General features: G+C 67.5%; 18 protein-coding genes. All 18 read right to left on the reverse strand.

Going from position 1 to position 18,247, the window contains the following annotated elements; all coding sequences use genetic code 11:
- Window positions 1-33 precede the first annotated feature (33 nt).
- Window positions 34-921, reverse strand: coding sequence for a protoheme IX farnesyltransferase (locus QZ647_RS01345; RefSeq protein WP_291270453.1), 888 nt, complete (start codon window positions 919-921; stop codon window positions 34-36).
- 89 nt (window positions 922-1,010) lie between these two features.
- On the reverse strand, window positions 1,011-1,955 hold the full coding sequence (gene coxB, locus QZ647_RS01350) for a cytochrome c oxidase subunit II (protein WP_291270454.1): 945 nt from the start codon (window positions 1,953-1,955) through the stop codon (window positions 1,011-1,013).
- A 17-nt stretch (window positions 1,956-1,972) separates the two neighbouring features.
- Entirely contained in the window at window positions 1,973-2,275 is a 303-nt protein-coding gene (locus QZ647_RS01355) for a cytochrome C oxidase subunit IV family protein (protein WP_286354147.1), read from the reverse strand.
- Window positions 2,276-2,285: 10 nt separating this feature from the next.
- Window positions 2,286-2,888 carry a cytochrome c oxidase subunit 3 family protein gene (locus QZ647_RS01360; protein ID WP_286354146.1) on the reverse strand — a complete coding sequence of 201 codons (603 nt, stop codon included), beginning with the start codon at window positions 2,886-2,888 and terminating at the stop codon, window positions 2,286-2,288.
- The gene (locus QZ647_RS01365) at window positions 2,885-4,504 is read right to left on the reverse strand and encodes a cbb3-type cytochrome c oxidase subunit I (RefSeq protein ID WP_286354145.1); all 1,620 of its coding nucleotides are present in this window, start codon (window positions 4,502-4,504) and stop codon (window positions 2,885-2,887) included. Before QZ647_RS01365 ends, QZ647_RS01360 begins: the two co-directional genes overlap by 4 nt.
- A complete protein-coding gene (locus tag QZ647_RS01370) occupies window positions 4,501-5,346 on the reverse strand; it encodes an SCO family protein (RefSeq protein WP_291270455.1) in 846 nt (281 codons plus the stop codon). Before QZ647_RS01370 ends, QZ647_RS01365 begins: the two co-directional genes overlap by 4 nt.
- Window positions 5,347-5,354: 8 nt before the next feature.
- Window positions 5,355-6,062, reverse strand: a complete 708-nt coding sequence (locus tag QZ647_RS01375; protein WP_291270456.1) for a cytochrome c — start codon at window positions 6,060-6,062, stop codon at window positions 5,355-5,357.
- On the reverse strand, window positions 6,059-7,222 hold the full coding sequence (locus tag QZ647_RS01380; protein WP_291270457.1) for a hypothetical protein: 1,164 nt from the start codon (window positions 7,220-7,222) through the stop codon (window positions 6,059-6,061). Before QZ647_RS01380 ends, QZ647_RS01375 begins: the two co-directional genes overlap by 4 nt.
- On the reverse strand, window positions 7,219-8,361 hold the full coding sequence (locus QZ647_RS01385) for a quinol:electron acceptor oxidoreductase subunit ActD (protein ID WP_291270458.1): 1,143 nt from the start codon (window positions 8,359-8,361) through the stop codon (window positions 7,219-7,221). The genes QZ647_RS01380 and QZ647_RS01385 overlap by 4 nt, the downstream gene beginning before the upstream one ends.
- Window positions 8,354-9,760 (reverse strand): NrfD/PsrC family molybdoenzyme membrane anchor subunit, encoded by a 1,407-nt coding sequence (nrfD, locus tag QZ647_RS01390; RefSeq protein WP_291270459.1) that lies wholly within the window; start codon window positions 9,758-9,760, stop codon window positions 8,354-8,356. Before nrfD ends, QZ647_RS01385 begins: the two co-directional genes overlap by 8 nt.
- Window positions 9,750-12,752 (reverse strand): TAT-variant-translocated molybdopterin oxidoreductase, encoded by a 3,003-nt coding sequence (locus QZ647_RS01395; protein ID WP_291270460.1) that lies wholly within the window; start codon window positions 12,750-12,752, stop codon window positions 9,750-9,752. The genes nrfD and QZ647_RS01395 overlap by 11 nt, the downstream gene beginning before the upstream one ends.
- A gap of 4 nt (window positions 12,753-12,756) precedes the next feature.
- Window positions 12,757-12,951: a hypothetical protein gene (locus QZ647_RS01400; RefSeq protein ID WP_291270461.1), complete on the reverse strand. Its 195-nt coding sequence runs from the start codon at window positions 12,949-12,951 to the stop codon at window positions 12,757-12,759.
- 17 nt (window positions 12,952-12,968) lie between these two features.
- Window positions 12,969-13,532, reverse strand: a complete 564-nt coding sequence (locus tag QZ647_RS01405) for a cytochrome c3 family protein (protein WP_286354137.1) — start codon at window positions 13,530-13,532, stop codon at window positions 12,969-12,971.
- A 272-nt stretch (window positions 13,533-13,804) separates the two neighbouring features.
- Window positions 13,805-14,434 carry a Maf family protein gene (locus QZ647_RS01410; protein WP_286354136.1) on the reverse strand — a complete coding sequence of 210 codons (630 nt, stop codon included), beginning with the start codon at window positions 14,432-14,434 and terminating at the stop codon, window positions 13,805-13,807.
- A complete protein-coding gene (locus tag QZ647_RS01415) occupies window positions 14,431-14,931 on the reverse strand; it encodes a GNAT family N-acetyltransferase (protein WP_286354135.1) in 501 nt (166 codons plus the stop codon). The genes QZ647_RS01410 and QZ647_RS01415 overlap by 4 nt, the downstream gene beginning before the upstream one ends.
- Window positions 14,931-16,442, reverse strand: coding sequence for an apolipoprotein N-acyltransferase (gene lnt, locus QZ647_RS01420; protein WP_291270462.1), 1,512 nt, complete (start codon window positions 16,440-16,442; stop codon window positions 14,931-14,933). The genes QZ647_RS01415 and lnt overlap by 1 nt, the downstream gene beginning before the upstream one ends.
- The gene (locus QZ647_RS01425; RefSeq protein ID WP_291270463.1) at window positions 16,436-17,200 is read right to left on the reverse strand and encodes an RNA methyltransferase; all 765 of its coding nucleotides are present in this window, start codon (window positions 17,198-17,200) and stop codon (window positions 16,436-16,438) included. Before QZ647_RS01425 ends, lnt begins: the two co-directional genes overlap by 7 nt.
- Before the next feature lie 20 nt (window positions 17,201-17,220).
- The gene (locus tag QZ647_RS01430) at window positions 17,221-18,168 is read right to left on the reverse strand and encodes a patatin-like phospholipase family protein (protein WP_291270464.1); all 948 of its coding nucleotides are present in this window, start codon (window positions 18,166-18,168) and stop codon (window positions 17,221-17,223) included.
- Window positions 18,169-18,247: the final 79 nt, after the last annotated feature.

The raw sequence follows: 18,247 nt of genomic DNA on the forward strand, positions 1-18,247 counted from the left end.
ATGGCCGCAGTCTACCGCAGGCCCCTCTTGGCCCTAACGCGCGAAGTACGGATCCAGGATCGCGGCCGCGGTGAGGATGAGGGCGAACAGGTTGATGTTCATGAAGACGCGGCGGTAGAGGGGGGCGTCCTGGCCGGGGCGCAGGAGGGGGAGGGAGCCGGCGATGAGCCAGAGGGCGCCGAGGCCCAGCATGATCTCAGCGGGGCGTGAGACCAGCACCCGGAAGATGGGCAGCAGGGCGCAGGCTGCGGCCGTGCCGCAGATCCAGGTGAAGGTCAGCCGCGACAGCCGGGGACGGCCGAAGACCGTCACCAGGGTGGGGAAGCCAGCCCCCTCATAGCCTTCGGCATGGAGGCCCACCAGCAGCCAGAAGTGGGGCACCTGCCAGATGAAGAAGACGAAGGCCAGCGCCAGGATGGAGGGATCCGCCACGCTCCCGCCTGCGGCGGTCCAGCCGATGGCGGGGGGCAGCGCCCCGATGAGGGAACCCGGCACCACAGCGAAGGCGCTGATGCGCTTCAGGGGGGTGTAGAACCCGTTGTACCAGGCCAGGGCCAGGGCCCCCAGCAGCGCGGAAGCCAGGTTGTGGGCCAACAGCAGGGTCAGGAAGCCCGACACGGCGAGGACCCCAGCGACGAGGGCGGCCCGGCCGGGGGAGATGTCGCCATGGGGGATGGGCCGGCCGGCCGTGCGGGGCATCCGCGCATCATGCCGCCATTCCTGGACTTCGTTGAGGGCGCTGGAGCCCATGGCGAGCAGCAGGATGCCGATCAGGGTCGTGATGAGGCCCGCGTTCGCACCCCGGAGGAAGGCCACATAGCCGGCGGCGGCGGTGAAGGTGGAAGCCCCGGAAATACGCAGCTTGGTCAGCTCCAGGAGGGTGGAGATCGGACTGGGCTTGGACAGGGGAAGGGCGGCCACGCTCAAATGATCACTCCTGGTTCAGCCAAAACCCAGCGTGGCTGGGCGGGGGGGCGGGGTGCAGGGCGCAAGCCCGGTCCCCCGGATCCTTAAAGGGTCTTGATGTAGCGCACAACCTCGGTGAGTTCCTGGTCGGTGAGCGGGGTCTTGGGCATGGCGGGCGGATAGCCGCGCACCACCTGATCCATGGGATCGGTGATGGCCCGTCGCAGGTAGGCCTCATCCACCGTGATGGACTTGTACGATCCGGCGACGAGGATCTCCTGCTCCTTGCCGTAGAGGGCCTTGAGGGTGGGGCCCACCTTGGGCTTGCCGTCCACGGAGTGGCAGGCGAGGCAGCCCTTGGCGGTCAGCACGGCGAGGCCCGGGGGCAGGTCCTTGAGGTCGGGATGGGCCTCGGCGGTACGGATGCTCTTGCCCGGCTCGGGAGCATCCTCGCCGCCGAAGTACCAGGCCTTGAACTCGTCCTCGGGCACGACGATGACCTTGCTCAGCATGAGGCTGTGGTCCACGCCGCAGATGACGGTGCACTCGATGTCGTAGGAGCCGAGCTTGGTGGCCTGGAACCAGGTGGTGTTGGTGCGGGCCGGTACGGCGTCGATCTTCAGGCGGAACGAGGGGACGAAGAACCCGTGCACCACATCGGCGCTGCGGACCTCCATCTTCATGGGCTTGTGGATGGGGGCGAAGAGCACCTTGCTCTTCTTGCCGTTGGGGTACTCGAAGGACCAGCTCCACTGGCGGGCGGTGACCTTCACGGCCATGGCATCCCGGGGCGCCTGGTTCATGTATTCGTAGTTGGTCCAGCCGTAGTAGAAGATCGACAGGAACAGCACCAGGGGGATGGTGGTCCACAGGATCTCGAGGCCGAGGTGGCCCTCGATCTGCTCGGCCTTCGGGTGGCGCTTCTTGCTGTAGCGCACCACGAAGTAGATCATCAGCGCCGTGATGAAGATCAGGAACGCCACCGAGAGGCCGAATACATAGAAGAAGACCGCGTCGGACTTCTGGGCCGAAATGGCGGCTTGGTTCATCCAATCCATGGGAAGCCTCAGCGGAAAGCGACGTCGGAGAAGAGCAGGGCGAAGAAGATCAGCAGGGTGCCCAGGGTCACCAGGATGACGATCTTGAAGAGCGGCCCTTCATACCTCAGGTGCATGAAGAAGTAGAAGACCAGGCCGGCCTTGAGGGGCGTCAGCGTGAGCAGGCCCCAGACGGCGGCGGTCTGGCCCAGATGGCTGACGCCCACCAGGCAGCCCGTGAGGATCAGCAGGGCCACCCAGACCTTGATGAAGGTGCCGTAGCCGGGGTGTTCCTGGGTGTGGTCGGCGGTGTGTGCGGCGTGTTCGCTCATGGTCGTGCCCTTACGCGGCGAGGTAGAACAGCGGGAGGAGGAAGATCCAGATCACATCCACGAGGTGCCAGTAGAGGCCGCTGTTCTCCAGGTGTACATAGCGATCCGGGCGGATGCGGTCCGTGGCCACCCACCAGAGCATGACGCCCAGCAGGGACAACCCGACGATGACATGCAGTCCGTGCAGGCCGGTCATCGTGAAGTAGAGGCCGAAGAAGACCTGTTCGCCCGGCGGCAGCGTCGCCAGGTGTGGGGAATTCGGATAGAGGCCGTGGTGGAACTTGGCGCCCCATTCGAAGGATTTGATCACCAGGAAGGTGGCGCCCAGGGCCAGAGTGGTGCCGAGGAAGGCCATGGCCCGCTTCTTTTCCGCACGCTGGATGGCCACGATGGCGAGCACCACCGTGAGGCTGCTGGTGAGCAGCACCAGGGTGTTGATCACACCCAGCGTGGCGTTCAGTTCCGAGCCGCCGTGGTGGAACTCCGCCGGGTAGCGGTAGCGCATGTAGGAATAGCCGATGAAAAGGCCGCCGAAGAGGATGATCTCGGTGACGAGGAACAGCCACATGCCAAGCCGGGCACCAAAATCGTCGCGGTGGACATGCTCACTCATTTGGTCTCCTGCTCGAAGTGGTAGGGGCCATGGGTGACGGTGGGAATGGTCTCGAAATTCTCAAGCGGCGGCGGGCTGGGGATGGTCCATTCCAGGGTCACGCCGCCCCAGGGGTTGTCCTCGGCCTTGGGACCCCGGAAGAGCGCGTAGAGCAGGGTTCCGAAGAACATCAGGAGGCCGAGCACCAGCAGCCAGCTGCCGACGGTAGCCACCACATGCATGGTGTGGAACTGGGGCAGGTGGACATAGTAGCGGCGGGGCATGCCCATCATGCCGAGGATCAGCATGCCGAAATAAAGCATGTTGAACCCGATGAACATGGGGAACCAAGAGGCGTAGATGGCCTTCTTGGAATACATCCGCCCGACCATCTTGGGGAACCAGTAAGTCAGCGCGGCGAAGAACGCGAAGCCGGTACCGCCGAACATCACATAGTGGAAGTGGCCGACGATGAAGTAGGTGTCGTGGATGTGCACATTGATGGCCAGGGCACCTTGCATGACGCCCGTGAGGCCGCCGATGGCGAAGAGGAAGATGAAGGTGAGCGCGAAGAAGAGGGGGGGCTGGAAGTCGATGGAGCCCTTGTAGAGGGTGCTCACCCAGTTGAAGACCTTGATGGCGCTGGGCACGGCCACGACCATGGTGAGCAGCGAGAAGACCATGGTGGCCACGCTGCTCATGCCGCTGGTGAACATGTGGTGGGCCCAGACCAGGCTGCCCACGCCGGCGATGGCCATGCTGGAGAAGGCGATGGCCTTGTAGCCGAAGATGGTGCGCTTGGCGAAGGTGGGGATGATCTCGGTGATGGCGCCCATGGCGGGCAGGATCATGATGTAGACGGCCGGGTGCGAGTAGATCCAGAAGAGGTGCTGGTAGAGCAGCGGATCGCCGCCCTTGCTGGGATCGAAGATGCCGATGCCGAAGAAGCGCTCGAGGATGACCAGCAGCAGGGTGATGGCCACAATGGGGGTGGCGAGGAGCTGGATCCAGGCCGTGGAGTACAGCGCCCAGCACATCAGCGGCATCCGGAACCATTTCATGCCGGGGGCGCGCAGGCGGTGGATGGTGGTGATGAAGTTGATGCCCGTGAGCATGGACGAGAAGCCCAGCACGAAGGCGGCGAAGACCGCGAGGCTCACATTGGTGCCGGTCTTCAGGCTGAAGGGCGCATAGAAGGTCCAGCCCGTGTCGGGGGCGCCGCCCCCGGTGAAGAGGGCCAGCACGGCGAGGATGGCTCCGGCCATGTAGAAGTACCAGGAAGCCAGGTTGAGGCGCGGGAAGGACACATCCTTGGCGCCGATGAGGATGGGCAGGAAGAAGTTCCCGAAGACCGCCGGCAGGCCCGGCACCACGAACAGGAAGATCATGATCACGCCGTGGAGCGTGAACAGGGCGTTGTAGGTCTGGGCGGTGATGAGCTTCTGGAAGGTGGTGAGCTGCACCAGGCGCATGACGAAGCCGATGCCCATGCCCACCAGGAAGAAGCTGACCATCGAGTAGAGGTAGAGCAGGCCGATGCGCTTGTGGTCGGTGGTGGTGAGCCAGGCCATGAGGCCCTTCCGCTCACCCGTGTCCACCAGGAAACTGGGCTGTGCCGTGGACGCGTGGGTGCTCATTCGCCCTCCTCTGACTTGGTCTTGCGCCCCCGGCGGACGAGCGTGGCCACGAAGACCAGGGCCGCCAGGATGATGACGGTGGCGCCGATGGTCGTGGTGTTCAGGACATACTTGCGCCCTGCGGGGTCATAGCTGAAACAGAACTTCAGGAACTTGTTGATGGTGGGCTGGGCCTCGCCACGGGCGGCCTCCTGGGCAGCCATCTGGAGATCGGCCGGCACATAGGTGGTGCCATACATGTAGCGGGTCACCTTGCCCTTGGGACTGATGAAGATGATGGCGCCGGCATGGACGAAGTCATCTCCCACGCGCTTGAACTTGAAGCCGACCGCATCGGCCAGGGCCTTGGTGGTGGCGGCGGGACCGGTGAGGAAACGCCAGGCTGCGGGCGGGAAGGGCCGGGTGATCTCGCCCAGGTAGTTGGTGCGCTTCTGGGCGGCGATCTCGGGCTCATCCCGCTCATCGAAGCTCACGGTGAGCACCTGGAAATCCTTCCCGGGCTCGGCCTGGGTGCGGTTCAGCACTTCGGCCACGCCGCTGAGCTGGGGCGTGCAGATGCCCGCGCAGCGGAAGTAGTTCAGGGTGAGGATGGTGGGCTTGTCGATGAGCGAACGGAGGGTGACGGGCTGGCCATCCTCCGCCTTCAGGACGAGGTCGAGGGGGATCGTGGCCCCCAGCTTCTCGTCCACGCCCACTTCCTGGGGCGTGAAGGCCGGGGCGGCCTGATCGGTCGGCGCCGATGTCGGTGCCGGCACTGGTGCCTGGGCCCGGAGGGGGCCCCCCAAGAGGGCCGCGGCCAGCACCAGGCTGGTCCAAGGGGAACGGGTCGGGAGCTTCGACATGGCGGGCCTCAACGCTGTACCGGGGCAGCAGGCTTGGCCTCGGCCCGGGCCGATTCATACTCGCGGCAGAGGAGATCCACGGCCCGCGACACGGGGATGCGGTTGGGGATCACCTCGCCGGCGCTGGCGAACAGCTTCTCCAGTGCGGCGATGGCCTTGGGGTCGCTGGCGCCGTGGTCATAGGCTCCGAGCGACTGCACCACATGGGCCAGGGCCATGCGGTCCTTCTTGGAGAGGTAGGCGTAGGAGACCATCGAGCTGCCCTTGATGCCCTCCTCCAGGGTCTTGTAGATGTCTTCCACGCGGGTGCCGTTCTTCCAGGCCGCCTTGACCGTGAAGTTGCGGGGCTTGGGGGTGAGCCCCGTGCCGCCGGGGCCATCGCCCTTGCCATCCACACCATGGCAGGTGGCGCAGGTCTGGGCGTAGAGCGCCTTGCCGCGGGCCATGAGCGCGGGATTCGGCGTCATCACGGTCGCCGGATCGATGGGTGGGATGACCTGCCGGGCGGTGGCGGGATAGTCGGTGGGATCCAGCCAGCCCGTCTCGCCCTGCACAGCCTGGATGGGCGCGTCCGGCGTGGTGTGGGCCTGGTAGCGCAGCCCGGGTAGGACGGTGAAGGCGAAGAAGCCGGCGATGAAGATGAAGCAGATCACCACCAGCAGGGCGGAGCCCAGGCGCTTCAGCTCCTCGGAGGAGAGGTAATCGTGGATCTTCATAGGCGGAACTCCAGGCCCTCGCGCAGGAAGGGATCGCCAACGGGCATGTCCTCGCCCTTCTGCATGGCGCCGCGGACCCAGAGGAGGATCCCGCCCAGGAAGAAGAGGGCGAAGCTGAGCTCGGGCCAGGAGAAGTGCGGCTTGGCGCCGAGCACGGGGAAGATGAGCCAGTAGATGTCCAGGACATGGGCGCCCAGCATGAGCAGGGCCACCCGGCGCAGACGCCTGGGGTCCTTCTTCGAATCGCGGGTCACCAGGGCGAAGAAGGGCAGCACGAAATGCAGGAGGGCGAGGGAGATGGTGATGGCGCGCCAGGCGCCGGCCAGGCGGACCTTGTAGTAGATGACCTCATCCGGCAGGTTGGCGTACCACATGAGCATGTACTGGGCGAAGCCGATGTAGGACCAGAACACCGTGAAGGCGAAGAGGAAGCCGCCCAGGTTGTAGAGGTGGTCGCCGCGCACGCCCTCGAGCCGGCCCTGGTCCTGGAGGTAGAGGACCGCCAGCGCCGTGGCGGCCAGGCCGCTGAGGAAGGCCCCGGCGAACACATAGACGCCGAAGATGTCGCTGTACCACTCGGGCGTGAGGCCGGAGATCCAGTCGAAGGCCACCAGGGTGATCACCAGGGCGAAGATCGCCATGAAGGCGGGGGCGAATTTGCGGGCGCGGACATTGAAAGCCGGGTCCTTGGAGGCGTCCTGCTTCAGCGAACCGCCCACCAGCACGCCCAGGCCCAGGAGCACGAGGGCGAAGGCGATGAGGGTGCGGACGGAGAAGAAGGGAAGGCTCAGCCAGAAGGCCTTGCCCGCCAGGATGGGGTGGTGGGCCGCCTCGGGCCGGGCCCCGGGGTAGAGGACGGGAATGGCGGCCAGGGCGATGAGGCCCACGGGGATGGCGGGGATCAGGAGGGTGGCCAGGCGCTCGGGGATGCGGCGCACGGGCACGCTCCACTTGGCGCTCACCAGGTGTTCCAGGGCCACGATGAAGAGGGAGCCCAGGCCCAGGGTGAACAGGAGCACGAACCAGAGGATCCAGTTGGCCCAGAACCGCTCGGGACCGGCGGCGAAGTAGGCGCCGGCCACGCCCAGGGCCCCGAGGGCCGTGGCCCCCCAGAGCAGGTTGGAGGTGTTGTTGTTCTGACTCATGGGGTTCTGGCTCATGGAATGGCCACCTTCAGGTCCTCGTCCTTGGCGTTCTGGGCGCGCTGCAGGGCCCGCACATAATGCACCACGGCCCAGCGCTGGGACTCGCTGAGGTCCGCGGCGTGCGACGGCATGGCGTTCTTCCCGTTCACGATGGCCCAGTAGATCTTGCCGTCGGGGTAATCGCGGAACTGCTGGGCCTGCAGGTTGGCGGGCTTGCCACCATAGGCGGCGGTCAGGCTGCCCACGCCGTCGCCCACGGAGCCGTGGCAGACCTCGCAACGGTTCTTGTAGGCCTGACGGCCTGCGGCGAAGACTTCCCGGGTGCGCGGCAGGGGGTTCGCCAGGGTGGCGGCTTCCTCCTGGGTGCCCGTGGCGGTGGGCAGGTGTCCCCGCGCCACGGTGCCGGCCACTGGCCGCTGCATGCCATGGCCATCCTTGAAGAAGCTGGAGGCCTTCTGGGCGTTCAGGCGGGGCTGGTCCTGCATGTATTTCATGGGGGCCACCACCGGGAACAGCTTGATGGCGAAGTACATCACGAGACCGGCGCCCAGGCAGGCGGTGAAGATGCCCCCAGCCGCCCGCAGGATGTAGTCGCTCGTGAGGAAGGGGCTCCGGTCCGGTGCCGGCAGGATCTCCACCTGGGAGGCCCCGGCGGCCTGGAGGGCGGCGGCTGCGGCGGCGCTGTCGAAGGCCTCGCTTTCGGCTTCCAGGGCCAGGACATACCGATCGCGGGTGATGCTCTTGATGGACTTGGACGACAGCACCGGGTGCCCGAAGAAGGGCAGCTTGTTCAGGAGGAACAGCATCCCCAGGCCCGCGGTGAAGGTGGCGAAGAGCACCGTCACTTCGAACATGATGGGGATGAAGGCCTCCCAGGAGTCCGGGGCCTTGCCGCCCGTGATGATCGGGTAGTCGATGGCGCTGATCCAGTACTGGAACCCGAAGGCGGTGAGGGCGCCCAGGACACCCATGACCAGCACCATGCCGCCCAGGGGGGAGCGGCGGAGGCCCAGGGCCTCTTCGATGCCGTGGATGGCGTAGGGCGTGTAGGCCTCGACGGTGCCGAGCTTGCTGGCGCGCACCTTGGGGATGGCCTGCATCAGGGCATCGGGCGTCTCGAAGGTGCCGAGGACGGCGTAGGAGGTCTCAGACATGGTGGTCGTCTCCATGGTGAGAAGGTTGCGCGTCCGGCAGGATGGCCTTCACCTCGGTCGTGGCGATGACCGGCAGCACCCGGGCGAAGAGCAGGACCAGGGTGAAGAAGATGCCGAAGGTGCCTAGGAGGATGCCGAAGTCCACCATGGTGGGCTTGTAGATGCGCCAGGCGGAAGGCAGGTAGTCCTGGTGCAGCGAGATCACGATGATCACGAAGCGCTCGAACCACATGCCGATGGTCACGCCCGTGGCCACCAGGATCATCCAGAAGTAGCTGGCCCGGGCCTTCTTGAACCAGAGGATCTGGGGGATGAGGATGTTGCAGCTGATGGTCACCCAGCCGGCCCAGCCGTAGGTGCCCGTGATGATGTTCATGAAGCCGTGGTGGAGGAACTCGTTCATGGAATACCAGGCCGTGAAGCCTTCCATCATGTAGCTGTAGCCCATGATGCAGCTCATGGAGAGGATCACCTTGTTCATCACATCCAGGTGCCGCATGGTGATGAGGTTCTTCAGCTCCATGGTCTCGCGCACCACCACCAGCACCATCACCACCATGGCGAAGCCGGCGAAGATGGCGCCCGCCACGAAGTAGGGCGGGAAGATGGTCATGTGCCAGCCAGGCACCACGGAGGTGGCGAAGTCGAAGCTCACCACCGAGTGCACGGACAGCACCAGGCCCGTGGCCAGGCCTGCCAGCAGCAGGTAGGCCTTCTCGTAGTGCTGCCAGTGGGAGGCGGCCCCACGCCAGCCCATGGCCAGCACGGTGTAGATGACCTTCCGCAGCTTGCTGGTGGTCCGGTCGCGCATGGAGGCGATGTCGGGGATCAGGCCCAGGTACCAGAACATCAGGGACACGGAGAAGTAGGTGTTCACCGCGAAGACATCCCACAGCAGCGGCGACCGGAAGTTGGTCCAGAGGGCGCGCTGGTTCGGGTAGGGGAAGAGCCAGTAGGCCAGCCAGGGGCGGCCCACATGGATCAGCGGGAAGATCACGGCGCAGATGACCGCGAAGATCGTCATGGCCTCGGCAAAGCGGGCGATGGCGTTGCGCCAGCGCTTGCGGAAGAGGAAGAGGATGGCCGAGATCAGCGTGCCGGCGTGGCCGATGCCCACCCAGAACACGAAGTTGATGATGTCGAAGGCCCAGAACACGGGGCTGCTGTTGCCCCAGGCGCCGATGCCCAGGTAGAAGGTGTAGCCGATGCTGACGACACCGATCAGGGCGGCGGTCAGCGTGATGGCCAGGGCGAAGTACCACTTCCTGGGGGGCTTGGTCTCGGGGAAGGCCAGCACCTGGTCGTCGAGGCTGCCGGGCGTGACCTTGCCCACATACAGCGACGGCTCAACCAGGCCTGCCGGGATGTCGCCGGCGGGAATGGCGGCATCAGTGCGCATGGGGACCTCCCACGGTGGCCTTGTCGGCGGGGTTCTTCAGGTCGGCGAGGTACGAGATGGCGGGCTTGGCACCCACTTCCTCCAGCACGCGGTAGGCGCGGCTGGCGGCCACCAGCTGGGCGACCTTGCTCTTGGGATCCTTCAGGTCGCCGAAGACGATGGCGTCCGAGGGGCAGCCTGCCATGCAGGCGGTGGTGATCTCGCCGTCGAGGATGGCGCGGCTCTCGCCCTTGGCGCGGATCTTCACATCGTTGATGCGCTGCACGCAGAAGGAGCACTTCTCCATGACGCCGCGGGGACGGACCGTGACCTCGGGGTTGTTGGCCAGGGTCTCAGGCTCGGTCTTGTAGGCGGTGTACTCGAGGAAGTTGAAGCGGCGCACCTTGTAGGGGCAGTTGTTGGCGCAGTAGCGGGTGCCCACGCAGCGGTTGTAGGCCATCTGGTTGAGGCCGTCCGGGCTGTGGTTGGTGGCGTTCACCGGGCAGACATTCTCACAGGGCGCGTTGTCGCAGTGCTGGCAGAGCATCGGCTGATGCACGACCTTCGGGTTCTCCAGCTCGCCCTCGTAGTACCGGTCGATGCGGATCCAGTGCATCTCTCGGCCGCGGGCCACCTGTTCGGGGCCCACCACCGGGACATTGTTCTCCGACTGGCAGGCGACCACGCAGGCGGAGCAGCCCGTGCAGGCGGCCAGGTCGATGACCATGCCCCACTTGTGGTCGGGGAACTTCTGGTCCTCGTAGAGCGAGACCAGCTCGGGCATGTGGTGGTGCCCCTGGGGGTTGTGCGCGAACTCGTCCATGGTGAGGGAGCGGACGATGTCGCGGCCCTCCATGCGGTGGTGGCTCTGGGTGCGGGAGAGTTCCTTCGTCCCCCCGGCCTTGGCGAGGCGCGCGCCCTTGCGGACATTGGCGCTGGCGGGATCGAGGCCCAGGAGCGGGTAGGCGTTGGCGCCCACGCCCTTGGCCACGCCGCCGGTGCTGCGACCGTAGCCCAGTGCCAGGGCGAGCACGCCCTTGGCCTGGCCGGGCTGGATGACCGCGGGCAGCCGCAGGGTGGTGCCGTCCACGGCGAGGGTGACGAAGTCGCCCTCCTGGATGCCCAGAGCCTGGGCGTCCTGCACGGACATGGCCAGGGGGTTGTCCCAGGTCATCTTGGTGATGGGGTCCGGGGTCTCCTGCAGCCAGCTGTTGTTGGCGTGGCGGCCATCATGGGTGGCGAAGCCCGGGAAGAGCACCAGCTCCAGTCCATCGGCCTTGGATTCCGCGGCCCGCTTGACGGCAGAGGCCACCGAAGCGCCCTTGAAGGCTGGCGAAGCGCCTTTCGAGTCGGTCTTCACGAGGCCGTCGTGAAGGGCCTGCTCGAAGGAGGTGCCGAGGGGGAGATCCTTCTTCCAGCGGGCCTGCAGGTAGGCGTGGTAGCCGTCCGGCGTGGAGGCGCCGAGCGCCTTCAGGGCGCCGAGGAGGATGTCCTCGCCCTGGCGGGTGTCGTAGAGGGTACCGATGGTGGGCTGCTGGAGGACCGCGGCGCCGGGGGTGCTGAAGTCGCCCCAGCTTTCCAGCCAGTGGTTCTCGGGCAACAGTACCTGGCACTGGGCGGAGGTCTCGTCCTCCACCTGGCCGATCCAGGCGCGGAAGGGCACCTTGGCCACGGCCTCCTTCCAGGCGCTGGCCTTGGGGTAAGTGAAGGCGGGATTCACATCCCAGAAGATCGCGGCGGCGTAGCGACCGGTGGCCATGCCCTGCACGGCGGCCTCGAGGTCCTTGACGCTGGCCAGGGGCTCGGCGGGGCTGATGGCGAGAGCCTCCGAACCCAGCAGGGCGTTCAGAAGGTGGGCGGCCTGGTGAACCTCGACGGGCATCTGGGCGCCGCAGAGGACCACGGCGTTCTGCCCGGCATGCTGGAGGTCCTTCACCAGGCTGGTCCAGGTGGCCGCCGGAATGTCCGCGGGCGCGCCCGCGGGCATTCCGGACAGGTCAGTGCCGGCCGGCAGGGACAAACCCTTGGCGCTCAGTTCCTTCGCCAGGGCGAAGGCCACGGCCCCGAGCCGCGAAGGCGAAACGGGAACCCGCACATCCGCGTTGGTGCCCGTGAGCGTGAGGGGGCCTTCCAGGACCCAGAGCCGGTTGATGGGATCCTGGGCGCTCTTCAGGCGGCGCTGGGCGCCCCAGGCGGCCAGGGATTCGGGATCCTCGCCGTTCAGGAAGTCGGCCCCGAGGGACAGGATGACTTTGGCTTTGGCCAGCCGGGGCTGGAGATCCACGGGCTGCCCGAAGCTGGCTTTGGCGGCTTCCTCGGCGGCATCGCCGGCGGCAGGTTCGTAGGCCAGGTGCTCCAGGACGGGCAGGGCAGCCTTGAGGTCCGCCAGGAGGGCCTTGCGGGTGGGCGAGGCCACGGCGCCGGACACCAGGAGCACGGGCTTGCCCGAGGCCTTGGCACCCTTCAGCGCCTCGTTCAGGCGGGTCTCGGCCTCGGTCCAGCCGATGACCCGGCCCTCGGCCTTGGGGGCGCGGAGGCGGTCGGGGTCGTAGAGGCGCAGCACATCGGCCATGGTGCGGGGGCTGGTCTTGCCCTTCACGCCTGGGTGCTCGTCGTTGCCCGTGAGGTGGATGGGGCGGCCTTCGCGGGTCTTCACCAGCACGGGATAGACGCGGCGGCCTTCCTGGTGGGCGCTGGCGTAGTAGTTGGCCACGCCGGGCACCACCTCCACCGGGCGCTTGGTGTAGGGCACCACGGTGCCCTGGCCCTTGCGGTCGCAGGCGACGGTGGCGGCCAGGGCGGCGCTGGCGGTGACCAGGCCCAGGAAGTCGCGGCGGGAGAAGCCGCTCTGGACGGGCAGGCCGTGGACATCGTCGTAGCTGGTGGGTCCGGCGCCCGGGAGGAACTCGTCGTGGGCGGCCGCCTGGGCCTCCGGCGTTTCGATGCGTTCCTCGAGGGTCCGCCAGAAGCGCGGGGTCTCGAGGGGGCCGTGTTCGGGAAGTCGTGTCTTCATCGGGTCATCCGCGGCGCTTGATGGCGTGTTCGGGGGGCGTGATGGGGATGGGGCGGAGGGTTTCCTTCGGCGGCATCTCCGGAGGGGCGTCCTTGTCGGGCAGGAAGGCCAGGCTCAGAGCCTCGCGCCCCATCAAGAAGGGGCCGGCCACCAGGGCGGTCAGGCGGTCGAGGATCGGCTTGCGGTTCAGGTCGGCCATCGTTCAGACCTCCGGGCCTAGCGGTGGCAGGCGGCGCAGTTTTCGGCGCCCTTGGTGATCTTCGAGCCCGGCGGCAGCGCGGCATGGGGATCCCGGTGGCAGGCCAGGCAGTTGCCCATGCGCATGCCCATCTCCCGGGTGATCACCTTCATGGTCTGCACTTCGCCGTGGCAGCTCTGGCAGGCGATGCCGGCGTTCACATGGGGGCGGTGGTCGAAGAAGACATGGTCGGGCAGGGTGTGGACGCGCTGCCAGGGCAGGGGCTCGCCGGACGCGGCGATCTTGGCCAGCTTCTGGATGGCGGGGCGGTCGGTCCGGGTGACCTTGTGGCAACCCATGCAGAGATCCACGCTCGGGATGCCCGCGTGGCGGGACTTGTCCACGCCCGAATGGCAGTACTGGCACTGCATCTTGAGGGTGCCGGCGTGGAGTTCGTGCGAGAAGGGGATGGGCTGCTCGGGGGCGTAGCCCTTGGCGAACCGGTCCGGCTGGGTGAGCCAGCCCACCGAGAGGACGGTGGCGAGGATCGCCACCGCCGCGACGGGCAGGACGAAGCGGAACGCTCGGTCGAACTGGTGCATGCCCAACCTCATGAAAGTGCTGGCTCACGAAAGGGAATTGACGGTGTTCAAATCTAAAACCCGACAATCCCATAGACCAGGAGGGTGTCCCCCTGGAAGCGACGATCGGCAGTTTGTGTCGCAGATCACGATGATAGATCACGCGACCACGATTGTTTACCCATTTTTTCTGAGGAAGTTCCAAGCGTTAAGGGGATTTTGGGGTGGTTTATCTTCTTCCTTTTTGGAGGGGGCGATTTCCTCCAGGAAGGAGGTCCGGAACTCCAGGTTCCCTAGGAACCCTGGGGGAACCCCATCCACGGCTTGAGCAGGCCCAGGTGGAAGAAGAGGGCCCCCATCCGCTCCACCGGCAGGCCCATCACCGTAGAGAAACTGCCCTCCACGGCCTCGATGAAGAGGGCCCCCACCCCCTGGATGGCGTAGGCCCCCGCCTTGTCCATGGGCTCACGGGTGCCCACATACCAGCGGATCTGCGCTTCGGTCAGGGGCCGGAAGAAGACCTGGGCGGTATCGACGAAGCTGTGGGTGGTGTCGTTCTTCTGGAGGCAGAAGCCGGTGTGGACCTGGTGGGCCCGCCCCTGGATCAGGGTCAGCATCCGCACCGCGTCCTCCACATCCACGGGCTTGTTCAAGGTGTGGTGGTCCACGGCCACTGTGGTGTCCGCGGCCATGACCCAGCGGCCGGGATTGCGCCGGGCCACGACTTCGGCCTTCAGCTCCGCCAGGCGCAGCACCAGGTCGCCAGGTTCCTCATCCAGCAGGGGGGTCTCGTCCACCTGAGGGGGCTGGAGCTCGAAGGGGATGCGCATGGCCTCCAGCCAGTGCCGGCGCCGGGGGCTGCCGCTGGCGAGGATCAGGGGTTGCAGGGCGGCCTCGGGCACGCCGGGCAGCGTTTCGGTCATCGGAGCCCCCGCTGGCTGAGTTCGAGAAGGCCCACGCGCATGTGGTAGCTGTCGACCTCCTGGCCCATCCGGAAACCGAACCGGGGGTAGAAGTCGGCCGCGTCGCGGGTTTCCAGGACGAACCGCTGCACCTCGCCCACCCAGGGGTGTCGCAGGGCCCACTTGACCAGCTCCGAGGCGATGCCGAGACCCATCAGGTCCCGGGCCGTCACCACATCGTAGAGCTTGGCTTCGTAGGCGTGATCGGACCAGAGCCGGGTGGCACCCACCAGCCGCCCCCCGCGGTGCCCTTCCGGCACCAGCCGGGCGGTGAGCATCCGGGAGCAGGCCAGCAACCGCCGCCACTGCCCGATGGTGCGGTCCGCGGTCCAGTAGACCTCTTCGGCCTGAAAGAAGATTTGAAGTTCGCGGGGGTCCACGCTCCAGGTCTCGTCGAAGAAGGCCACGGTGCCGTGGACAGTCGACAAGGGCTCCGGTACGAGGAAATCGCGATCCATCAGGCCTTCCTGGGTTGGGCTTTCCATCCTAGCAGCAGGGTTCCCAGGGCCAGTCCGGCCATCAGGACGGGGACCAGCCAGGGGGACCGGGCGGGTGTGCGCACGGGCCGCCACTGGAGCTCCCTCGCATAGGCGCCCTGGCTGAGGGGCTCACCCCACAGCTCGAAGCGGCCATCCTCGCGGAAGAGTCCCGACTTGCCAGAGAGGGTGGCCCGCAGCAGGGGCACGCCCAGCTCGGGGGCCCGCAGGCGGATCTGGGCCGCGTGCAGGTCCGTGGCGATGCTGCGGTCGAACCAGCCGTCATTGGTGTGGTTGCTCAGCAGGTCGGCCCGGCCCAGGGCCAGCCCGCGGCGGGCCCGCTCGGGCATCAGGGCCTCGCTGCAGATGAGGGGGTGGACGCGCAGATCGCCTTGGGCGGAGGGCACTTCGAAGACGCAATCCTTCGTCAGGCGGCCGGCCTCCTGGGAGATGAAGCCCAGCCGGGGGTCCAGCCAGCGCCGGAAGGCCTCGGGCCCCGGCGTCCGCTCCCCGAAGGCCATGGGCTCGGTCTTGGCGAAAATGAAGGGGGGGCGACCCGGCGCCTCGCCCCGCACCAGGTTGTAGGGCCCGCCCTCCGTGCCGAAGAGCCAGGCCACGCCGCGGGAGGCCGCTTCCCGTTCCAGCCGCGGATCCGGGCGGCGGTCGTCCCGGCCCAGGATGGCGCTTTCGGGCCAGAGCAGCAGCGTGGGGCGGCCGGCCCGGGGCCAGCCCTGGGCCTTCAGAAGGGCATCGCTGCGCCGCCACATCTCGGCTTCCATTCCCAGCCAGCGCTGCCCGGGCGGGAAGTTGGGCTGGATCATGGCCACATCCACGGTCCGCGCCGGGTCCCGGGGAAGCAGGTACCAGACGCCGCCCGCCAGGGCGAAGAAGGCGAGGACCAGCCCCGGGCCGGCCATGGCCCGGCGGAGCGAGCCGCCTCCAGTCAGGGTGGCCGCCGCCCAGGCTCCCGCCCCCCAGGCCAGGGCGGACAGGCCCGAAGCGCCCAGGAAGGCCGCGCCGCGCGCAGTCCAGGGCAGGGAGCCGAAGGCCGCCCCCCAGGTCCAGGGATAGACATGGAATCCCCAGGTCTCCCAGCCCAGGAGGAGGAGGGCCGCGGAGCAGGTGGCGGCCCCGGGACCGAGGCGCCGGAACGCCGCACGGGAACCCACGGCCACCAGCCAGAGCCCCGTGGCTTCCCACAGGCTCAGCAACACGGTGCCCAGCAGGGCCAGCCCGAAGGGCAGCCCCCCCTTGCTGGCGAGGGTCTGGGGTACCCACACATAAAGGAGGAGGAGGCCGGCCAGCAGGGTCAGCCAGGTCCAGGCCGCGTGGCGCCCCTTGTACAGTCCGTCCAGCAGCAGCAGGGGAAAGAGCAGGGCCATGATCGGTTCCAGCCCGCCGCCGAGGGCGCCCGGGAACCGGAAGGCCAGCACGAAGACCCCGGAGAGGATGAGGGCGCTGAGGGGGCGGAGCAGGGGGGGGACCTTCAGCACCTGGACCTCCGGGCCACTTCATAGCAGGCGATGCCGGCGGCGACGGCGGCATTGAGGCTTTCCACGCCCTGGATGGGGATGGCGAGGCGCTGGATGCCCTCGGGCAGGGCCACGCCCCGCCAGCCGTGGCCCTCGTTGCCGACCCAGAGGCGCAGCGGCTCGGACAGGTCGGCGTCGGCCAGGGCCACGGCGCCGGGGCCGCCATCCAGGGCGTACCAGTGGCCTGGATCGGGGATAAGAACCTCCATCCGGCGCAAGGGCAGGAGGAAGGCGGCGCCCATGCTGCCCCGCAGGGCCTTGGGGTGAAAGGGATCGGTGCAGCCGGGGCCCAGCAGGACTTCGTGGAAGCCGAAGGCCGCGGCGCTGCGGAGGAGGGCCCCCAGGTTGCCGGGGTCTTGGATGCCCCAGGCGCCGAGGATCCGGGGCGCCAGCGGTCCCGTGGGCTCGGCCCCCAGGTCCATCAGCAGGGCGTGGTCCGGGGGGCTGCCCGCGTCGGTCAGCTCCCGCATGGGGGCTTCGCCCAGCACCTGCGTCTCCACGCCGAGGGTGGCCGCCAGGGGGTGGGGCCCGGCCTGCTCGAGGCGCAGCCAGAGGGCCGGATGCAGCCGACTTCCCGCGGGGGTCTGCCGGGCCTCGGCCCAGGCCTCGATGAGCTTCTCACCCAGCAGTAGGGTGGCTTCGCGCCGGGAGCCGCCGGCCTTGAGGCGGGCCTGGAGGGCCCTGAAGCGGGGGTTGGCCTTGCTGGTGAGGAGGGGCATGGGATCTGGGTTCGGGAAGATCAGGGAACGGGAGTCACTGGCCGCGTGTGTGCCGCGACCCAGGCGTCGATGGCCTTGCGGATGGCCGGCGCGGCCTGCCTCGTGGCCTCGATGCCGGCTTGCATGCAGCGCTTCTTCTGCGTGAAGTCGAGCATTCCGACATCGCCGATGCCCGCGGGCGCGATGAGGATGTCGGCCTCCCGCTTGGCGTGCTCGACATTGAGGGCGAACATGATGTTGGTGGCCTGGAGCGAGACGCCCAGGAGGTTGGTGATGTTCGTGTTCCCGACATTCCCGCTGATGTCCACGGCGATCACGAGATCCGCACCTTTGGCCTTGGCCACCGAGATGGGGATGTTGTCCACCACGCCGCCGTCCACCAGGATCTTCCCCTGGTGCTGGACCGGCGGGAACACGCCCGGGATGGCCGCGCTGGCCCGGATGGCGCGGGCCACGGGGCCCTTGTCGAGGACCACCTTGTAGCCCCAGTTGAGGTCGGTCGCCACGGCGGCGAAGGGCAGCTTCAGGTTCTCGATGTTCGTGGTCTTGATGTGGCTCTTCACCCAGGCCTCGAGCTTGTCGCCCTTGGCGAAGCCCATGCCGGTGACGGCGTTCAGGACGCCGAAGTCGAAGAGGTCGTCCTTCTCGAGCTGGAAGGCGGTCCACTCAAGATCGAAGCTGCTGAGATCCGAGGCGTAGATCGCGCCGATGAGCCCGCCGACGCTGGTGCCGACCACCATGTCGATGGGGATCTTCTCCTGCTCCAGGGCCCGGATGACGCCCACATGGGCGAAGCCCCTGGCCGCGCCCCCGCCCAGGACCAGGGCGATCTTGGGTTTCGGCGGAGGCCCCTGCGGTACCTGGGGCGCCTGGACGACGGGGACCTGGGGAACGGTGATGGGAGGCGTGGTCTGACAGGCAAAAAGAAAGGTCAGACCCGCGATCGCAAGGGTGTTTGCCAGACGCATGCGGCCTCCTTACATGAACAGGAACGGACTTTTCGTGACCGGAATCCGGCCATGGGTGCGGCCGGGGCGGTGCCTACCG

Origin of the sequence: Geothrix sp. (assembly GCF_020622065.1) — a bacterium.
Taxonomy (GTDB): Bacteria; Acidobacteriota; Holophagae; order Holophagales; family Holophagaceae; genus Geothrix.